General features: G+C 46.9%; 18 protein-coding genes. 8 read left to right on the forward strand and 10 right to left on the reverse strand.

The genetic code is table 11. The features are described 5' to 3' along the window. Positions 1-116 precede the first annotated feature (116 nt). The 4 genes from MHI38_RS18260 to MHI38_RS18275 all read right to left on the reverse strand — a co-directional run bounded on the left by MHI38_RS18260 (position 117) and on the right by MHI38_RS18275 (position 3,634). Positions 117-1,232: a PAS domain-containing protein gene (locus tag MHI38_RS18260; RefSeq protein WP_221790858.1), complete on the reverse strand. Its 1,116-nt coding sequence runs from the start codon at positions 1,230-1,232 to the stop codon at positions 117-119. Then, the gene (locus tag MHI38_RS18265) at positions 1,225-1,875 is read right to left on the reverse strand and encodes a response regulator (RefSeq protein WP_090919046.1); all 651 of its coding nucleotides are present in this window, start codon (positions 1,873-1,875) and stop codon (positions 1,225-1,227) included. Before MHI38_RS18265 ends, MHI38_RS18260 begins: the two co-directional genes overlap by 8 nt. A 117-nt stretch (positions 1,876-1,992) precedes the next feature. Then, positions 1,993-2,445 carry a GAF domain-containing protein gene (locus MHI38_RS18270; RefSeq protein WP_341181498.1) on the reverse strand — a complete coding sequence of 151 codons (453 nt, stop codon included), beginning with the start codon at positions 2,443-2,445 and terminating at the stop codon, positions 1,993-1,995. A 355-nt stretch (positions 2,446-2,800) separates the two neighbouring features. Continuing rightward, complete coding sequence (locus MHI38_RS18275) at positions 2,801-3,634, reverse strand: hypothetical protein (protein ID WP_341181499.1); 834 nt, start codon at positions 3,632-3,634, stop codon at positions 2,801-2,803. Positions 3,635-3,902: 268 nt separating this feature from the next. Here MHI38_RS18275 and MHI38_RS18280 point away from each other — a divergent pair, with 268 nt between their 5' ends. After that, complete coding sequence (locus MHI38_RS18280; protein WP_341181500.1) at positions 3,903-4,679, forward strand: Crp/Fnr family transcriptional regulator; 777 nt, start codon at positions 3,903-3,905, stop codon at positions 4,677-4,679. A 541-nt stretch (positions 4,680-5,220) separates the two neighbouring features. Here MHI38_RS18280 and MHI38_RS18285 read toward each other — a convergent pair. Both MHI38_RS18285 and MHI38_RS18290 read right to left on the reverse strand, forming a co-directional pair. Continuing rightward, positions 5,221-5,748 (reverse strand): GNAT family N-acetyltransferase, encoded by a 528-nt coding sequence (locus MHI38_RS18285; RefSeq protein ID WP_341181501.1) that lies wholly within the window; start codon positions 5,746-5,748, stop codon positions 5,221-5,223. 204 nt (positions 5,749-5,952) lie between these two features. After that, positions 5,953-6,105, reverse strand: a complete 153-nt coding sequence (locus MHI38_RS18290) for a hypothetical protein (protein ID WP_167375706.1) — start codon at positions 6,103-6,105, stop codon at positions 5,953-5,955. Positions 6,106-6,464: 359 nt separating this feature from the next. Here MHI38_RS18290 and MHI38_RS18295 point away from each other — a divergent pair, with 359 nt between their 5' ends. Beyond that, entirely contained in the window at positions 6,465-7,985 is a 1,521-nt protein-coding gene (locus MHI38_RS18295; RefSeq protein ID WP_418792777.1) for a DUF6359 domain-containing protein, read from the forward strand. A 127-nt stretch (positions 7,986-8,112) separates the two neighbouring features. Here MHI38_RS18295 and MHI38_RS18300 read toward each other — a convergent pair whose 3' ends face one another. Next, on the reverse strand, positions 8,113-8,325 hold the full coding sequence (locus MHI38_RS18300; protein WP_253498399.1) for a hypothetical protein: 213 nt from the start codon (positions 8,323-8,325) through the stop codon (positions 8,113-8,115). 271 nt (positions 8,326-8,596) lie between these two features. Here MHI38_RS18300 and cdaS point away from each other — a divergent pair, with 271 nt between their 5' ends. Beyond that, positions 8,597-9,232, forward strand: a complete 636-nt coding sequence (cdaS, locus tag MHI38_RS18305) for a sporulation-specific diadenylate cyclase CdaS (RefSeq protein ID WP_154892036.1) — start codon at positions 8,597-8,599, stop codon at positions 9,230-9,232. Between the two features lie 285 nt (positions 9,233-9,517). Then, the gene (locus tag MHI38_RS18310; RefSeq protein ID WP_154984974.1) at positions 9,518-10,624 is read left to right on the forward strand and encodes a Leu/Phe/Val dehydrogenase; all 1,107 of its coding nucleotides are present in this window, start codon (positions 9,518-9,520) and stop codon (positions 10,622-10,624) included. A gap of 252 nt (positions 10,625-10,876) precedes the next feature. Here MHI38_RS18310 and MHI38_RS18315 read toward each other — a convergent pair whose 3' ends face one another. Continuing rightward, entirely contained in the window at positions 10,877-12,271 is a 1,395-nt protein-coding gene (locus MHI38_RS18315; protein ID WP_341181502.1) for an MFS transporter, read from the reverse strand. 84 nt (positions 12,272-12,355) lie between these two features. Beyond that, positions 12,356-13,597: an ATP-grasp domain-containing protein gene (locus tag MHI38_RS18320; RefSeq protein WP_341181503.1), complete on the reverse strand. Its 1,242-nt coding sequence runs from the start codon at positions 13,595-13,597 to the stop codon at positions 12,356-12,358. Between the two features lie 202 nt (positions 13,598-13,799). Between MHI38_RS18320 and MHI38_RS18325 the strand changes: the two genes are divergently transcribed. Further along, positions 13,800-14,363: a hypothetical protein gene (locus MHI38_RS18325; RefSeq protein WP_341181504.1), complete on the forward strand. Its 564-nt coding sequence runs from the start codon at positions 13,800-13,802 to the stop codon at positions 14,361-14,363. Beyond that, entirely contained in the window at positions 14,360-14,770 is a 411-nt protein-coding gene (locus MHI38_RS18330; protein ID WP_341181505.1) for a DUF2000 family protein, read from the forward strand. The genes MHI38_RS18325 and MHI38_RS18330 overlap by 4 nt, the downstream gene beginning before the upstream one ends. A 302-nt stretch (positions 14,771-15,072) precedes the next feature. Here MHI38_RS18330 and MHI38_RS18335 read toward each other — a convergent pair whose 3' ends face one another. Further along, the gene (locus MHI38_RS18335) at positions 15,073-16,293 is read right to left on the reverse strand and encodes an MFS transporter (RefSeq protein WP_341181506.1); all 1,221 of its coding nucleotides are present in this window, start codon (positions 16,291-16,293) and stop codon (positions 15,073-15,075) included. Positions 16,294-16,649: 356 nt separating this feature from the next. On the opposite strand from MHI38_RS18335, the gene MHI38_RS18340 reads away from it, so the two are divergent. Further along, positions 16,650-17,231, forward strand: a complete 582-nt coding sequence (locus tag MHI38_RS18340; protein ID WP_221790880.1) for a TetR/AcrR family transcriptional regulator — start codon at positions 16,650-16,652, stop codon at positions 17,229-17,231. Between the two features lie 598 nt (positions 17,232-17,829). Beyond that, positions 17,830-19,134, forward strand: coding sequence for a transcriptional regulator (locus tag MHI38_RS18345; protein ID WP_154892029.1), 1,305 nt, complete (start codon positions 17,830-17,832; stop codon positions 19,132-19,134). Positions 19,135-19,379 lie beyond the last annotated feature (245 nt).

The following is a 19,379-nucleotide window of genomic DNA, read 5'->3' on the forward strand; positions in this document are numbered from 1 at the left end:
CATCCTTGTTAGGACAAGTTACTTCATGAATTTGTATCAGCAAGGATGCTTCTCTCAGGAGATTAAGAGTTGTTGCTATAGTTAAGGTGTTTATCTGGATGGTGATGCATCACCCATTATGAGTTCACTGTCTTAGGTAGTAGTAGCGTAACCGTAGTTCCTTCGCCGGGTTCTGATGATACGCGTAACGTGCCGCCTGCTCCCCGTGCACGCTCCTCCATGCTGAACAGCCCAACACCATTCCCGGCAGTAGCGTCGTTAAATCCGGTACCTTGGTCTTCAATAACGACAAGCGTGAGCTCTTCCGTATCTTCTACGGTCACTTGAGCCTCGGCAACGTCGGCATATTTGGCTACATTAGTTAAGGCTTCCTGGATGATGCGATAGATGGCGATCTCTCGGTTCATCGGGAGCCGCTTGCGCAAATTACATTCGAGAGTAACTTCGATACCGTAATGGCGGTTATAGTTCTCAATATAGGTTCGAATGGCAGGAACAACACCCAGATCATCCAGCACAGACGGGCGAAGTTCCCAAGCCATACCGCGAACATCTTCCATAATGCCGGTAACCTGTTTCCGTAGTGCTTCAACGCCCGGGTTAGCTTGATCTGCCAGCAGACGGTCCATCTGAATTACGAGAGAGAACAAGCTTTGTCCAATCCCGTCATGGAGATCACGAGAGATGCGCCGTCGCTCTTCTTCCTGAATGTTCATGACTTGCGACATCATCTGTTGCAGCTCAGCCTCGACTTGTTTCAGCTTGGTCACCTCACTGCGCACAGCTAAATACTGATATGGCTCACCATCGTTATCGAGGAATGGCACAATCGTGGTATTTACCCAGTAATAACTACCGTCTTTTGCACGATTCCGAATCTCGCCATTCCACACCTTGCCAGCAGAGATGGTATCCCATAACGTCTTCATAAAGGTTTTACCGTGGTACCCCGAGTTAATAATCCGGTGATCCTGACCAATGAGCTCTTCGCGGCTATATTGTGAAATTTCGCAAAATTTATCGTTCACGTATTGGATTTTACCTAAACGATTCGTCAGCGCTACGATCGAGGATTCGTCGAGTGCAAACTTCAAATCACCAAGTTGATGCAGCGAACCTTTCAGTTTGCTTCGGAATTCATTGTCCGAAATGTGATTGTCAATTTCGCTGAGTAGGTGCCGAACAGGTTGGTCGGCTAATCCGCTGAGTCTGTTTTTGCGTGGCTTACTCAAAGTTCAACAACCCCTTTTTCATCGCAAACTTCACCAGTTCCGGTCTGGTGCGCAGGCCAAGCTTTTCCATCAGATTGCTTTTATGGGATTCCACCGTTTTGACACTGATGACCAGATGCTCGGCAATTTCCTTATTCGCGTATCCTTTGGCAATCCAGGACAAGATCTCTTTTTCCCGATCCGAGAGTGTATCGTATGGCCCGGCATTTTCCTGTTTGGCTTTGTCCAGATACTCGCTCATTAACCGTTTGGTTGCACTTGGATAGAGGTAGGCGCTTCCATCGGCTACAGAACGAATGGCAGCCAGCAATTCCTCGTGGGGCGCGCTTTTGAGGATATACCCGGAAGCTCCCGCGTGGATTGCGCGGAACAGGTATTCCTCGTCGTCATGCATCGTAAGAATTAAAATCGATACATCCGGCATTAGCTTTTTTAACTCCGCCGTAGCGGTCAATCCATCCTTGCCCGGAGGCATGCTGAAATCCATCAGAACTACATCGGGTTTCAGCTCCTGTGCTTTGGCAATGGCCTCGTCGCCATCGGCTGCATCGCCAACAATATGTATATCGTTCTTTCCTTCCAGCAGGGCGATTAGCCCCGAGCGTACAACCACATGGTCGTCCACAACTAACAGTCGAATCACATTCATTTCCCCCTGTCCGATTCCATCATCTATATCCATCATACCAAAAAAAGAGGCTTTTCAGAGGGGAATCTCCGAAAAGTCTCTTATTCAGTGTGTTCTGCTTCCATATTCTGCTCATGCATATTGTTCCAATTCTCTGGCAGCTTGCTCGGTTTGTACAATTATCTCGGGGGAAAACGTGCAAGGGGTTCTGCTTCCCACCAGCAATACACCGTTGGGCAGATTCCCTTCTCTGAACATGGGCACGGCTATCGCACAAACGAGTCGTTCAGCAAGCATAAGCGGGCAACGGTCCGGGATATATTCTCCACGGAACTGCTCATCCAGCATAACCGTGCGTCCGGTTCGTAGCGCCGTGCCTACCAGATCTTGTCCAGGGCGCATAGCCATGCGTTTGACACGTTCATTGGTTGCCCCGAAGGTATACTTCCAGCGCAACATTGATCCAGACACACAAGCCATTCCGCAAAAATCGCCGGTGGTGTTCTGACACAGGCCGCTCATCATCTCCTGAACGGCAGATGAGACTTCATCATGCATGAGGGACACTTCCTTTTTTCGAATCATATGATGATCTGTTCTTCACTCGTTACGTTTCTTTCATTATTGTGGTCGTTCATCGTTGTCACAACATATGGGTAACCTTGAACTCAAGGCTCGTTGGATGGGAGAATCAGTCTACAATCGGGATATTCCGATGTTAGTTCTATTGTAGACTGTTTTGTCAGCCTTGTAATTCAGGGAATACCCCTATTTCACTTCTGGAAACTGCTGAACGTGGGCAGTGGATCACTCCGAGAAGCATAAGAATGAAAAAAACAGCTGGCCGATTAGCCAACTGTCTCGTTTGAATGTGTATTTTGGAATGAGTTATATCTAGGAAGACTCTCCTGTAGATTAGAAATGTACACGTATCTTTCTTCTACATTGTAAATGTGCTCAGTAATGCCGGCCATACTGCGATCTTCTCACGGCAAGAGGGACAGGTTGTTTTGCCTGCCAGATAGGGCAAATGCGCGGACAGTGTCTGTTCTCCGATCCTTGCTGTCCGTTCTGCTAGAATTCCTGTCTCCTCATCTGTCCATATAGAAGCGGGAATGATAGCATGAGCTTCCTGATCAGGTTGAAAAACAGGATCTTGTTCGTAGGCTTTCAGAGGCACAGCATGATGTTCATCAGGCCATATGTACACTTCATTTGCGCAAGCTGGGCACTCAGCCACATACTCATCCCCGTCCGAAAATGTCATCAGCATATTCGCGACGATATAGGATTCGCGGAATGCGGCATCCGCAATAAGGACGTAACGTTTCTCCGTGTCATCTGTGGATAGCTCAGCAACATCGGTCAGCACTTGTTCTGTCAGTGATCTGAGCTGGTCGATAGCTTCTACATAATCAGTGTACATCTGCGTACAGACCGTACTTCCCACCTCATCAGCCAGCTCAGTCCAGGATGGCGGATATGGCATTTGGTGCTGCTCATCACGGCTTGCTTCAATAATACCGCAGTTGATAAACAGTTCCTTGCGCACTGCTGTATCGGAAGTCGTACATGCCAGACGAGCTAGGAATGGCATGGCGGCGTAAGTAGCCGTATATATTGTATTTTGATGAAACAGATATTCCTGAAACAGTTCGTCAAAAATCTCTTGGCTGAATTGCTGCTGCAATTGTTGCAATAGGTGGGGCACATCTTCTGCTGACCCATAGGGCCCTGATAGTTTTGCCCAAAGATCATGATCTAACGATAACATATGTATTCCTCCTGTTCCGGAGATGCATAAGATTGTAATTCGCAAGATTGAACACTCACAAGCATTTAACTGTATGCTAGCACTATCGTAAAAGTTTGACAATGCAAGATAAGATCACTCGCAAACGGGGCATTATTGGGGATATGTGACTTTTCTCACAGCGAATTGGGGGAGTTTCCCGCCAAAGATCAGGTAATCCCCCGATAACCTTTCGAACTCATTCACGATATGATGTAAACATAAGGAATCACCGAGGGGGACGAAAGTTATGGGTACAGTATTCGTGGAAAGAATCACCCAAAAAGTAGAGCAGACACAGACGGAGGCGGGCAAGATGACACAGCGAACAGGCGGGATTCTGTCTTTTGTTACACCGGAGCAATGGAGTCTGATCGAAGAGAAAATGCAGCCTAAAAAAGTAAAGTCGGGATACAGTCTCTTTTTGGAAGGTGATGAAGCTGGATATCTGTACTACATTCGTTCGGGACGAGTGAAGTTGACCAAATCGACGGAGGATGGCAAAGAGATTATTCTGTCGATCCAGCAAAGAGGCGATCTGATCGGTGAATTCGGCGGTATTGGCGGATTGAACCACAGTTACAGTGCAGAGATGGCGGAAAAAGGGGAACTGGCCATCATCTCGCTGACGGATCTCGAAAGTGTGCTTAGCAAAAATGGGGATCTTGCGCTGAAATTTCTGCAATGGATGGCACTTGCACAGCGGATTACACAGTCGAGATTCCGTGACCTGTTGCTCTACGGCAAAGCAGGTGCACTTGCTTCGACACTAATTCGTGCCAGCAATACGTATGGCAAGATTGTTCCAGATGGCATCGTGCTGGAGATGAAGCTGAACCACACTGAACTCGCTGAGATGATCGGGGCAACTCGGGAGAGTGTTACACGTATGCTCGGAGCATGGAAGGAGCAGGGGACCCTCGATATGCTGGACGGCAAATTAATGATTCGGGACATGGCTGCATTACGTTGCATGTGTGGATGTCCTTCGTTCCCAAGCTGTCCGAAAGAACTGTGTCGTCTGTAGGCCATATTACAGTAGATTCGGGTAACAAAACAGTTAATTAGAGAGAACGCACGGGTGGGGAGACACGAGATCGGAACGGATAGAACATAACAAAAACGCAACGGATACGGAACTGAACGAAATTTACAAAACAGAACTAACGGTACGAAATAGAGTAAAACGGAACTAAAGTAGCGAAATGGAATGAATGAATAGAAAGGAAAAAGGATGAAGCGGCGCGGGCTGCTTCACCCTTTTTCCTACTTTTTGTTATGTAGCTTTTCCAAACTATCGGGTCTCGCTCTCCCGCGGCTAACGATCTCAGATGAGCCTATTTTATGTGTTTTAGCCCATTTGGAAATCTAACGATCAGGAGAGACGTTATTTCTCAAAATTCACACGAAAATGTAGCTTTTTTGCGGTTTTTTAGTGAAATAGCGTCACTGGAGATTGTTAGAATCCCAAACAGCTGCAAAACGTCTAAATAGGGTTCCTGGTGATCGTTAGAATTTTGGCTGCCACTGTGTACCTCGCTTCACCCGCAGGTAAGCACATCTGATATTTATTCTAACTCCCGATCCAGCATGGAGTAGAGAGACGAGTCATGATATGCCCCTTTATAGAACCAATGCTCCCGGAGAAGGCCTTCACGTTGCATACCGATCCGTTGCATGACGCGCTCAGACGCCGGATTTTCTGGACGGCATTTGGCATAAATCCGGTGAACGCCAAGTTCCTTGAAGCCAAAATGAAGTAATGCGCGGCAGGCTTCGGTCACATATCCATTCCCCTGATAGGCAGGGTGAAGCACATAGCCGATCTCAGCATTGGTCTGATCGACAAGGTGGAGCCCTGCGCCGCCGATGAGAAGCCCTTCCTTTTTCAAAACAATGGCAAGTTCATATCCTTCTCTCGGCTCGGCCAGCTGCATACGAATGACATCCTGTACATAAGCCCGGGTATCCTCCTCCGTGTTCGGGCCCCATGCGGTGTGTTCCGTGACTTCGGGCATCGAGGTGTACGTATGGATGTGAGGCCAGTCATGTTCTACAATTTCACGAAGAAGTAATCTTTCTGTTTCAAGCTTCATAATGTACACTCCTTTGCTCCAACTCAGGTTTCTTCTTTCTACTTGGAGTGGGTCATATCCCTCTGCTGAATGGATTCCGCATCGTATTGCATCCTATTGTAACGCACCATATGCACGCAAAAAAGCCCACGATCGAATTCATACAACTGAATTCCTCGCAGACTATTAGAAGATTACCAAAATCGTTTATGTGACGGTATGTTTTTATGGTTGGTTGCAAGTCGTTGCAGGATATGTGTAGGCCAGCTTGCGGATGATCTCCTTTTGCCATCTTGTGTCACCCAGGTTAATCGCCAGGTTCAGAAGATCCAAATAATCGTCAAGCTGCAGGACAGCCTTTTGCAGAGTTGTGTTCATTCGATGTTCGTTCCCCTTTATCTATAAAGTCGTAAGCATGGTTGGCATCATCATCGGAATTGAAAATAAACAAGCTCAATAATGATAATCATTATCACATATATAATGTCATTATGCATCGAATGTAGGTAAATTGCAATGCCTAACCACGCGATAACTCAACTTTTTTCAGGAAATAGGCTCATGATGACCTTTGTGGACTATAAAATTTTTCAAAAATTTTACATAAATCGAGAGGAATTCATCATATGAAGCTTTAAATTAGATAGGGACAAGCATCATACGTTATGGAGGAGGAGAAAGGGTATATGAAAAAGGCGTTAAGACAGCACTGGATCGGGGCATTCCTGGTCTTTGTTATGATGGCAACAACGTTATTCGCTCCGGGGGTTCAGGCTCCGGTTCAAGCCGCAGCACCACTTACCGTATCACAAGCGATTGCTGCCCAGAGCAGCGGAGGCACGGCAACCGTCGAAGGTTATGTTGTGGGACATGCGACCGGGTCACTGACGGCCAAGTTTACCTCACCGTATGCCAATGATTTCAATGTGCTGATTGCAGATTCCGCATCCGAGCGCTCGAACGCCAAACTGCTGGATGTGCAAGTTTCTTCTTCTTTCCGTGCTCAATATGGACTGGCTTCAAACCCAAGTCTGGTAGGTAAAAAAATTATCGTAACGGGAACGCTTGGCGCCTATAACAGCTATGCTGGTGTCAAAAATCCTACGTCGATTACCCTCTCTTCAGGTACCACCAACCCTGACCCCGAGCCAAATCCGAATCCGGGTACACCTCTTCCGGGCGGAAACGGCAAAAAAGTGCTGTTTGACAACACGCATGCTCAGACCGCAGGTGCGGCTGACTGGATTATCGATGGAGCTTTTTCAGACTTTGCGAATGGTTTGCGAAACGCAGGCTTTACCGTGGATCAGCTGGAACGCAGCATCCCGTATACATTTGGTGAGCAAGCGTACACCTATAACAAATTGAAAGACTATGACGTGTTTGTCATCGGCGAAGCCAACGTGCCATTCAAGGCCACGGAGCAGGCTGCGCTCCTGCAATATGTACAGAATGGCGGAAGTGTCTTCTTCATCTCCGATCACTATAATGCAGACCGGAACAAAAACCGCTGGGATTCTTCCGAAGTGTTCAACGGCTACCGCCGCGGTGCTTTCCTGAATCCAGCCAAGGGCATGTCCTCTGCCGAAGCGGAATCCCCGGCGATGCAAGGCGTGACCAGTTCTGACTGGCTTGGAACGAACTTCGGCGTTCGTTTCCGTTATAACGCGCTGGGTGATGTGAACGCCACAGATATCGTTGCACCTTCACAGGCTTTTGGCATCACGACAGGTGTACAAGCTGTAGCGATGCATGCCGGATCAACGATTGCCATTATGGACCCGAACAAAGCTAAAGGTTTGGTGTATGTTCCGGCCGGCGTGTCCAAATGGAATAACGCCGTCGATCAGGGCGTATATAACGGTGGCGGAAGAGCAGAAGGGGCGTACGCTGCGGTTGCCAAAGTAGGTGCAGGAAAAGCGGCGTTCATCGGTGATTCCTCTCCGGTTGAAGATGCGTCGCCAAAGTATTTGCGTGAAGAAAACGGAGCTACCAAGAAAACCTACGATGGCTTCAAAGAGGTGGACGACGCTACGTTCCTCGTGAATACGGTGAAATGGCTGGCGGTCAAAGAAAGTTACACCAGCCTGTCCCAAGTGCCAGGTCTGACCCTTGATACAGCAACAAGCTTGTTGCCAATGGAGACACCAGCAAGCTCCACCGAGCCACAGCTTGAGCCGTGGGCTGCGCCTGCGGCAGGGTACAAATGGTATGATCCAACGACATTTAAAGCGGGTTCGTACGGCAAGGCTCAATAATGGGTAAGTCAGGGCTAAATTAGAATTAGATAAGGATTTAGAATGACAATCATTCAAAATACGAAGCAACGTTAAACAAACGCAAAGAAGGAGCTGGTGATGTCACTCAGCTTCTTCTTTGCGTTTCTTATTTTAAATAATCATGAATGATCTTCTTATCAAAGCTATTTGAGATTTTATACTTCATGGATGAGTTCTTTTTAGGAGACGCCTCGTAATCATAGACATCGATATACTTGTCGTCATATAAAAATATTCCAAGTCTTGCGCCTCCATTTACTTCAACCAGCAACCTATAAACCTCATTGAAATCTTTGGAAATACTCGAATCTTTCTTCACTTCAAGGTTATCGTGTTGAAGTCAACCTCGTTCCATGCAAATTCCTTTAGGGACTTTGTTGAATTCATTGTAAAGAACCATAGTGCGATTGCTAAAAGGATGATCATACATGCCAGGATGTAATAATTACGTTTCTGCATCATAAATCTCCTTCTTTTAACGTCATACATACATTGTAACATTTATCCAATTGGCAATGCATAAAGCTTCTTTTCTCCGGGCAAGGTATGGGTACTCGGGCTAGTTAATCCAAAGAGGGAGGCGGCACAAGATGAATCAGCAAATAGGACAAGCAGACTGTGACAGTTCCCTGATGCGGCAGAAGTTAAAGGCGGACCTGCACCGCGTAGCAGAACGAATGAATCTGACATTATCGCGTTTTGACCATGACAGTGTCTGTTTGCTGGGGCAGTTTGCGGAGATTCGTGCCGAGATCAAACACATTGAGGTGCTCGCTTCTTCTTTTTATCTCGACTGTTATTTGTCCCCGTTTACCGAGAAGTTTGCAGAACTGACGTCCAGTGTGCAGCATCTATCCGACCGCAGGTACGGAGCGCTGATTGTCATTGAACGGGAGGTTCCGCTGGAGACGATGATTCATTCCGGTGTAGCGGTGGATGCCAAAGTAACTCACGCGTTGCTTGAATCGCTCTTCATCCCTGGTGCGCCATTGCATGATGGAGCTGTGCTGATTCGTGGCAACCAGATTGTATCTGCTGGCAATGTGTTGCCGTTATCCCAAGCCGAAGCCCACGAACGTAAGTTGGGTACACGCCACCGGGCGGCACTTGGATTAAGCGAACTGACCGATGCGGTGGTGCTGGTGGTCTCGGAAGAAACGGGACAGGCTTCTTTTGCGGTGGACGGGGCATTGCATCCGATTAATGTGGTTGAAACGCTGACCTAGAGGATATAGCAGATAGCGATATGAGAGATGGCGAGGGTACATAGGTACATAATCGTGAGCATATGAGTACATGAGCGTATCGACCTGCCTATGCATCCAGAGCGAGTTATTGGAGAGGCTGACCAGTCACAGGGTGACAGGCGGAGCCTCTTTTTGCTATGTGAGAGGTTTCGTTTTGCACAAACTGGGTGGATATGGGTACAATAGAGGGTGGAGCGTAAATAGGAACGCTAGATTTCAATGCTGCGATTTATCGCAAAAATGGTTAGAGGAGACGGTTAGCACATGAGTTGGTTTGAAGCAATGGAGCAACATGATTACGAGGAACTGGTCCTGTGCCAGGATCGAAATTCAGGTTTGAAGGCCATTATTGCCATACACGATACAACACTTGGGCCTGCGCTAGGCGGTACACGAATGTGGACATACGCTTCAGAGGAAGCTGCCATTGAAGATGCACTGCGTCTCGCTCGGGGCATGACATATAAAAATGCAGTATCCGGTCTTAATCTGGGCGGAGGCAAAACGGTAATTATCGGAGATCCGCGTCGTGACAAAAATGAAGCGATGTTCCGCGCCTTCGGCCGCTACATTCAAGGGTTAAATGGCCGTTACATCACTGCCGAGGATGTGGGCACGACCGAAGAAGACATGAACCTGATCTATCAGGAGACCGATTATGTGACAGGGATCTCAGCTAGCTATGGCTCATCCGGCAACCCTTCCCCTGCAACCGCTTGGGGGGTATACCGCGGCATCAAGGCTGCTGCGAAGGAAGCATTTGGAACCGATCTGCTAGAGGGTAAAACCATTGCCGTGCAAGGCGTCGGTAACGTAGCAATGCATCTGTGCAAGTATTTGTACGAGGAAGGTGCACATCTTATCGTAACCGATATCCACAAGGATTCCGTGAGGCTGGCGGTGGAACGTTTTGGCGCCAAGGCAGTTGATCCGGGGGACATTACGAGTGTGGAATGTGATATCTATGCGCCATGTGCGCTCGGCGGCACGATTAATGACGATACACTTAAGACACTGAAAGCCAAAGTGATTGCGGGTTGTGCGAACAATCAGCTGCTGGAGCCACGCCATGGGGATGAGCTGTATCAGCGAGGCATCGTGTACGCACCGGATTATGTCATTAATGCAGGCGGTGTGATCAACATTGCGGATGAGCTGAACGGATATCATGAAGATCGAGCTTGGGCGAAGATCGGAGAGATTTACACCACGCTGGAGAAAATATTCGAAAGTTCCCGCACCGAAGGCATCGCTTCTTATGTCGCGGCAGACCGTCTTGCCGAGCAACGGATCGAGATGATGAAGAACACACGCAGCACCTTTTTACAAAATGGTCATCATGCATTAAGTGCACGCAGACTGCGGAAATAAATCCTTTCAGTCAAGCAACTGAAAGCTGGATTCATGTAAGACAACGTGTAAGACGATAGGTAAGACGAGCAGATGAACTAAAGGGACGATCCTGAAAGTTTGGTCAAACGAACGTACTAACCTCCGAAAAAAAACGCATTTTCGGAGGTTTTTCGTGCAGACCCCATTCAGTGTTGTCCCTTTTTGGTGTGATTGCTTGTTTTCGTTTTAGCATAAGTTTAAGCGGCAGCTCTTATAAACCGAGGCTTGGATTTAGACACTTTTCGAGTAATCGGGTGATTCGATTCCACGGTTATTTGTGGCGTTTTTTTCAATATACCAGAGAAGAACCATACACACGGCATAGAACAGACTGATCCCCAGAATAATGATCCATACACTCTTCATATCCACACTTCGAATGAACAGACCCGTCAGATAAGGGCTAAGGGTATACCCCAGACAACCGACGAACAACAGCAAGCCGTTAAATCTCCCCTGATGGCTGTCAGGCACACGAGATGCTATATATAGATTGATATTGGTCTGCACCAGAATCTCTCCAATCGTCCAGAGCACCGTGGATACCACAACGATAGCAAATTGAGGCCAATCCCCGAGCAGATATAGCGCACCAAATCCGATGCCATAAAAGAGAGCGCCTGCCGCGATGGAGTTTAGAGCCGTGAAGTTACGGGTCGCCGATAGCACCAGCGTGGTCAGAAGAATGACACTGATTGCATTAATGGTCATGACAGAGCCGTAGTAAGCTGCTCCATGTTCACCGAACGTCTGATTCATCTGCAAGGGCAGGCTGAACGAGTATTGCATGTAAATAAAATAGTTAAGAAAAGATACCACGATGAAAAAAACAACAAGTGGATTCTTCAGCAGCATAGGGAACAATGGCGAAGGCAAAGACTCTGATCCTTGTTGCTGCCTGGATGGAGAGTGACCTTTTTTATGTTGTTGTTGTTGTTGTCCAGGCTGCTGGCGTTCTTGGTGTTGTTGCTTCCCATGTGGCCGTTGTTCCCCCTGTGATTGCTCTGTATGCTGTGCAGATTCCCTGGCAATGGTTTGCGTTACTTGGCCGCTCGCACCCACATGAACCTTTTTCCAAATGATAAAGGTAGAAATCAGAAATACGGTTCCGATACTCAGAAAGACGATATGCACGTAATCTTTAATAAAAAAGCCGGCAATCAATGGCCCAAGCGCGATACCGAGATTGGCTCCAAGATACATCAGGGAAAAGGCAGACTTCCGCTCCTTCTCCTCTGGACACAGCTGAATAATTAAGGCGTTATACGCCGGGCGTGTAATACTGATGAAGAACATGACCGCAATCAGAAGATAACCGATGGTCATCGTGCCTGACCAGAAGGAGCAGCTCATGATCATAAGGGCAGACAAAATCTGCCCGGAGATAATGATCGTTTTTTTGCCAATCAGATCACTTAAATAACCGCCAAGCAGTACACCGGGGCCGCTAATCAGAGCCGCCATGGATACAAAAATACCCGCACTGACTACACTCATGCCCATCTGCAGCGTAAGCACCAAGGTGATCAGGGAGAAAATAAAATCCCCCATGCTGTTAATGGTTCTGGCCAAGCAGAGATAATAGATGTCGCGGCTGAGTCCCGCGTATGTTTTGAATAAAGACAATCGTTTCAAACCTCCTCAAAAAACACACAATCCCAGTAAAAAAAAAACTACGTTCAGGTCGATCTCTACCGCGTATTCACGATCTTATACGTTTTCGGGAACCGCTACCTCAATGACGAATCGGTCGTACATCTCCAGTAACGTCTGACGTAATTCCTCGAACGAATCACCTTCCACAATAGCGAACCCTGAGCGGGTCATCGTGTCATTGACAGCTCCGGCGTGTTGCCCCACTTCATAGGAGACGTTAAATTCAATGATGCCTGGAACGTCCGCATAATCGTCTCTGCCGGAGATGTGCTGGATCACTCCTGCGCGGGAGGGGAAGCAGATCATACCCGTGAATTTGTTACTGGTTTCCTGCTGCATGAAGGTATATGTACCGAGTTCCAGATCCGTCACTGCTTCGAAAAAGTCCACACCATGCGTGTTCTTGATGCAAGGCGGCATCACATGTGAACCCCCGATTCTGGCTCCAATCTCTCCGAAAACCACTTCGCCTTCCGGCGTGAGGAACAGTTCGGCATGGGTCACTGATTGATTGATGCCAAGCGCGGCAATAACTTGTCTATTGATGTTCTCGATTCGCTGGATAAAATCCGCTTCTGTGCCTTTGGGGAAAGTAATGCTAGCTGGAGGTTTCTGCTGCGTTGCGATATCCAGACAGTTGTAGAGATATTGGGAAACGGAAGCAAAGACCACTTCTCCTTTGCACACAATGGAGTCACAGTGGAACTCTGTGCCATGAATGAATTCTTCCAGCAAATCCCGTTGCTGTTCTTGTCTTGTGCATTGAAGGTAATGCAACAGTTCTTCCATGCTGGACAATTTGAACGTGTTGATACTGCCGTAACCGCTGAGCGGCTTCACAATGATGGGGAAACCATACGTAGCAGAGAAATGAAGATAGTCCTGTTGCTGGAGCGCAATGGCCGTTCTGGACGTGCGGATTCCGCGCTGATGCAACATTTGTTTCATAATCCATTTGTTCCGAACCGCTTCGGCCTGATTGCGCTGTATGCCCGGAATGCCGAACTCGGAACGGAGTTGTCCGCCGATCTCGATGGCATTCTCACCCGGAGTTAACAGAGCAACGATGGAGTGAGATTGCAGGATTTGTTGCATATGTGCCCGGATGGCGTCCACAGATTCGAGATGATCAACGTATCTAATCTCATCAAAATAAGCTTCAAGCCGTTCAGGGTGATGTAATTGATGGCGTTCAATAATCAGAATTTTTCGGCAGTCTGTATATTTGGTCAAGGGTTTCACGAAGTTTAAACCAAAGGGAAGCCTGAAATCAGATATGTATACGATCGTTTTCATATGTCCTCCTGGATAAAATTTGAAATAATGAATGGTTTTCACAACATTATAGCTCATTATTTTCAGTTTTCAATACATTATTTGTAAAATTTTATGCACGATTGTACATATTTTTGTTGCGTTGAAGTGTTAATTGACAGCAGGAATTTTTTGGTATAGTATCGTACCGAATTGGAAAATAAATGGGAGGTAATGGAGAAAAATGGATATAAATAAAGAGAAATATGCCATACTGGGCACATTGGGTGACGATGAAGGATTCTTGACTTGCAGCATGCATATTGCGAAAAAAATGGATAATTCGGATATGATTAAGCCATACCCCGAATTCGAAGCAGCTGCAGAAGATCTGAAATCCGGTGTGATTTCCTGTCTGCTGGTGCCTGGAGCGTATCCCAAGCTGAACAGTTTCATTATGGATTCAGATCTGGTCGTGTCCGAAAGTTTTGTAGAGAAGATCCCTGCACTGGTGCTGTCCGGCTTCCACGCCGCTTGCCCGGAGCAGATTGATACGATTTTTCATCATCCGGCGACGACATACTTGTTATCTGAACTGAATATTGCCTATAGAGAGAGCAGCACAGTATCATCCAACCCGGAGGCCTGCAGGCAGGTCATGCTGAATACTGAAACCTCCATTGCGCTCACGAACCAGCTCTGTGCGGATCATTACGGACTGGTAACGTATAAAGTGTTGCGTGAAGGCATTCAAATGCCATGGGTATGTTTTACGAAAAAACCACAGAGGGTGAATGCACTCGTATGAAGAGAATTGCAATTATACTGGATAAAAATCTGGAGCAAGGAGCCGCAGCCAATGTGGCAGCACTGCTTATGGGACAAGCTGCTCTCAACGAACCGGAGTTATATGCCGATCAGCCTGTACGGGATCAGAGCGGCATTCAGCATGCTGGCATCCGCTATAGCACCGTTATTCTGAAGGCGGGGGAGAATCAACTGATCAATCTGGCTAAGACCTGTGCCGAGAATCAGGACGGATTGAAACATCTTGTTTTTACACAGACAGGACAGTCCCTGAATAACGCCTTCGAACAATATGCAAGTGAAATTGCATCGATGACATTGGAGGCGGCCAAAGTCGTAGGTGTCATTGTATGGGGAGAAGACGAGTCCGTTCGGACGGCGACCAAGAAGTTCAGTGTGATGAAATAGTGTAATGAATAAGGCGGGTTTGGGGATACGCTTTAAATGGAGTACAACTGGGGTGCAGTTGCAACAAGCAGGCTGTCGCGCCTAGCTGGAACGGAACAGAACGGAGCAGAGTACCGGAGACTAGCGGACGACAGAAAAGCTTGTCGATGCGGGGTACGAACATAAGGGTTACGAACATAACAAGAAGGGCAGAAGCGATCCTATGGATGGCCTCTGCCCGTATTTTGTACAAGAGAAATTTTTAGATGAATGCTCTGTATATGGTGATGAAGATGCAGGTGCAAGTACAGATAAGATACAGGTTATGTGCCGCTCACGGCTGTAACCTTTTTCTCTGTTAAATAGTATAGCAGCGCGAGCAGGGGCATGATCAGACCAATGAGTGTCGTGAGGCTCCAGCCGCCATGGGCATATGACCAACTTCCAAGCGAAGAACCGATGGCACCACCGATGAAAAAGATCGACATAAACAAGCCGTTCACACGTCCTCTTGCCTCATTGCCAAGGGAGTAAATGATGCGCTGACCTAGCACCAGGTTACCGGAAACAGCCATATCCAGCGTAATGGCAACCACGACCAGCAGGATCAAGGCCGGTGTGGAATGGCTCTGGAACAGATAGGCCAGACCAAAGGAAGCTGCGGCAATGACCATAGCGGCTCCGGTGAGCACTCGGGTAAAACCGCGGTCTGCCCATCTTCCGGCAATCGGAGCGGCAATGGCGCCGCCTACCCCAGCAAGAGCAAACCAGGCAATTCCTTGCTGCGACAGGCCAAAATCGTTTGCCAGTCGAAGAGGCACCGTCGTCCAGAATAGGCTGAATGCGCCGAACAAGCTGGCCTGATAGAACGCTCGACGCCGTAACATCGGCAAGGTGCGAAGCAGTGTACCGAGAGAGATAATCAATTGTCCATAAGTCAGGTTGGGATCAGGCCGATGCGCTGGAAGTGCCCGTGACAGTAACAGCATGAGCAATGCGATCACCACGGCCGAGAATGCAAAGACCGCTTGCCAGCCGAACACGCTGGTGATAAAGCTGGCGACAGGGCGTGCGAGCATTATGCCGAGTAGCAGACCGCTCATCACATTGCCGACCACCTGCCCGCGCTGCTCTTCCGAAGTCAGATAAGTCGCATACGGCACCAGAATCTGCGCAACGACAGAACCGATGCCGATGAGCAGTGACGCCGTCAGGAAGAGGAAAGCACTGGTGGAGAAGGTGGCGGTGATTAACGCTAGTACAAGTACAATGAGAAACAGAACCATTAAACGGCGATTCTCGATAATGTCGCTGAGCGGTACGATGAACAGCAGTCCAATGACATAACCGATCTGTGTCAGTGTTACGATTAATCCGGCTGCGGCAGACGAGAGACCTGTAGTGCTGCTGATCGGCCCAAGAACGGTCTGAGCATAATACAGGTTGGCTACGATCAGACCGCAGGAAGCGGCGAGCAGAAAAATCATCCAGGCGGGCACGGTCGTCTGAGTCTGGTTGGTGCTTGGTTTCTGTTTGGTATCCATAAGATCAACCTCCAATAAAAGTGTATGATGGTTATTCAATTGCCATTTTCACTAAGAATGATGTGTTGGTTTAATTAATGAACGATCCGTTTACTAATTACATCTAAATAATATACGATACGTTTAGTATTGTAAATAGGCAGTTACAGAACAAAGTGATTTTACATAAAGATGACGGAAATATAATGATCTTGCCGGGAGCTTAAAAATGTATATCGAAGCTGTATTTTAGTATAATGAACGTATCGTATTTTTTATTGGAGATAACAGCGATTCAACGGTTATTCTGTTATTGAATTGGTTGTGTAAATACTTTGGTTGAGCTTATAGAGATGATTGCAATGGAGGGGTCAGCAATGACTGCAAAAAGAGGACGTCCCCGCAACATGGAGACCCAGAATGCCATTCTTGCCGCGGCGTATGAACTGCTACTGGAGGATGGGTTTGCAGCGGTGACGATTGAAAAGATTGCCGAACGTGCACAGGTCAGCAAAGCCACCATCTACAAATGGTGGCCAAGTAAAGGTGCTGTTATGCTGGACGGGTACATGTCGGCGTTAACGGCCAGGTTGCCTGTGCCGGATACGGGGTCTGTATATGAGGATGTGCGTGCTCATGCAGGGAACCTGGTTCAATTTTTGACAAGTGCCGAAGGGAAAGTCATTACACAGATCATCGGAGAAGGGCAGTCTGATCCCGCCCTTGCGGAAGAATACCGTAGCAGATATATTCAGCCGCGCCGCCGTGAAGCATGGGGCATTCTGGAGAAAGGCGTGGAACGTGGCGAATTGAAGCAGGGACTGGACATTGGGCTGTATATCGACATGATCTACGGGCCTGTATTTTACCGGATGCTGGTCACGGGCGAGCCGATGGATGATACGTTTGTGGAGTTGCTGCTAGGCACGGTATTCAAAGGCATCGGGTCTGAGGCATAGCAATAAGTGATAGCAGCATGTGATAGTGAAGGAAGAGAAGAAGAGAAGAAAAGGAAAAGGGAAAGGGCAATTCGGAGAAAGACCGAATTACCCGGGGATACGGTTACTGCGTAGCCAAACGAAGTCTATACCTGGAAGATCGGGGAGATGGCAGAGGGCCATGTGTCCGTTGGTTTGGGGACGAAGGGAGTTTCGTGCTTGTTTAATATTGGGGGATCATTCCACACTGAACTTGGCAGTTCGTGTCTGTCCGTGTTGTATAATCCTATGGAAATAGTAGGATATTGAAGTTGGAATAACTGTATCATGTTCCTGTCCATTCTTCTAATGGATTTTTTCTATAAGCAATTCGAGGCGAAGACAAGCTGGAGATGTAGAAGTTCTTGTGCTTGCATAAAAATGTAAATTTATTGCCACGATTGTTATTGACCACTGTAAAATTTAGGATTAAAATTGGTCTAATCATATAAATTCAAATTTCTGGATTTTAATTGTGGAGGTGGGATACATGGAACCTGCAACTACGATACGCTCAACGATTGAGGATTACATCAGGAAACAGGGATATACCCTTCAATATTTTGCAGATATATCGGGAGTGAACGCTGGAACGCTTAGCGCCATTATTAAGGGAACACGCCCCATCGCCATGGCGCAGCTTGATCTGATTACCCAGGGCATGAATCTGGAGGAAGGCTATTTCTACGAGACGTATGGTGGGGAGTGCTTCGTAGAGTCGGCTCCACACTGGCGAAGGCTTGAGCCCTTCCTGCAACGCTGTGCGGAATTGGACAAGCTGGACTGCATCCAGCGGGTGATTCAACAAGTAACGGATGATCGTTCCTATATCTCGGAACTGTTCGAGATGGCCGAAGGTATGCTGGAGCGCGGTCAGCAACAAGCTGCCCGTATGTTATATGAATGTGTAGCCGAGTGCGAGAAATACCAGCATTCCGAGCGCCTGGCCCTCTGCCAGTATCGCATCTTCACCCTCTCGCTCGGTCAGAATCAGCATGACAATCTCCGTGCAGCGGTACACTTCGAGCCGTATATTAATCGTTTGGATGAGGAGAGGCAGCTGGATGCGATCAAGGATTTGGCGAATACGTATCTGGCTTTAAGGTATTGGGACAAATCATTTTCACTTGCTGATGATCTGGGACGGAAAGCGGAAATTATCCAATCCTATACTAAGAAAAAAATTAGTAAAGAGAACAGGGTCACAGCTTACCCTTTATTTGTGTACCAGGCATATTCAAACTTGCTTAAAGCCACTGCATGTGAGTGGCAAGGTGAGTATACTGAGGCACTGTTATATACAAGAAAAAATGCTGATTTAACTAGTGTGTTGAATTCTAGTGACGAAGATAATGTTTATATCGATATGTTTAATAGATGGACTGAGGCCAACACATATTTATATAATCTGATGATGGGGAAGAAAGAGATTCTTCCGGTATATTTAGCTTGGGTTGAACAAAATGAAGGAGAAACTCTTACTGCTCTTGTTAAAATTATTGAAGCGGCAAATAAATTTGAAATGGATATAGATTATATTTTACTGAAATTTGAAAACTCTTTTAATTTAATGCTGAGCGATAAAAACTTAACTGAAGGGTACAATGAGCAAATAAAGAATGATCAATACTCTAAACTTTTATTTGAACTCGCAATGTATCTTTTTAACAGAGGGCGGTACGCAGAAGGAATGGAAAAGCTGGTCACTTGTCTGAATTCAGCTATTAGAATTAATAATTCTAATGACATAATACAATGTGTTGCTCTCTTTGAGAGGTACAGGTCTTTTGCATCTAAAGAAGTGGAAAATAGCTATCGCAATCTAATGGAGGAGGTTCACGGCTATTATGAAAATAAAAAAAATCATGGCTATACTCTTGTTTAGTGTTGTGATTATTAGCATCTTTCCTATAAGTCAGTTTGATGTGAAAGAACAGATTTATGTACTATTAGGTCATGGTGCTGGAGGATTGTAACATAAGGTATAGGGGAGTATCTATGGATACTTTATTGGTTTATTTCCGAATGAGGAAGTAAACCTTTTTATGTTTTCATAGATTAACCGATGCAAAATAATAGATTTTAATATAATTTACATAAAAGTGGTCTGAGTGATGGAGTTGTGATAAT

Source organism: Paenibacillus sp. FSL K6-1558 (assembly GCF_038002565.1).
In the GTDB taxonomy this organism is placed as follows: domain Bacteria; phylum Bacillota; class Bacilli; order Paenibacillales; family Paenibacillaceae; genus Paenibacillus; species Paenibacillus polysaccharolyticus.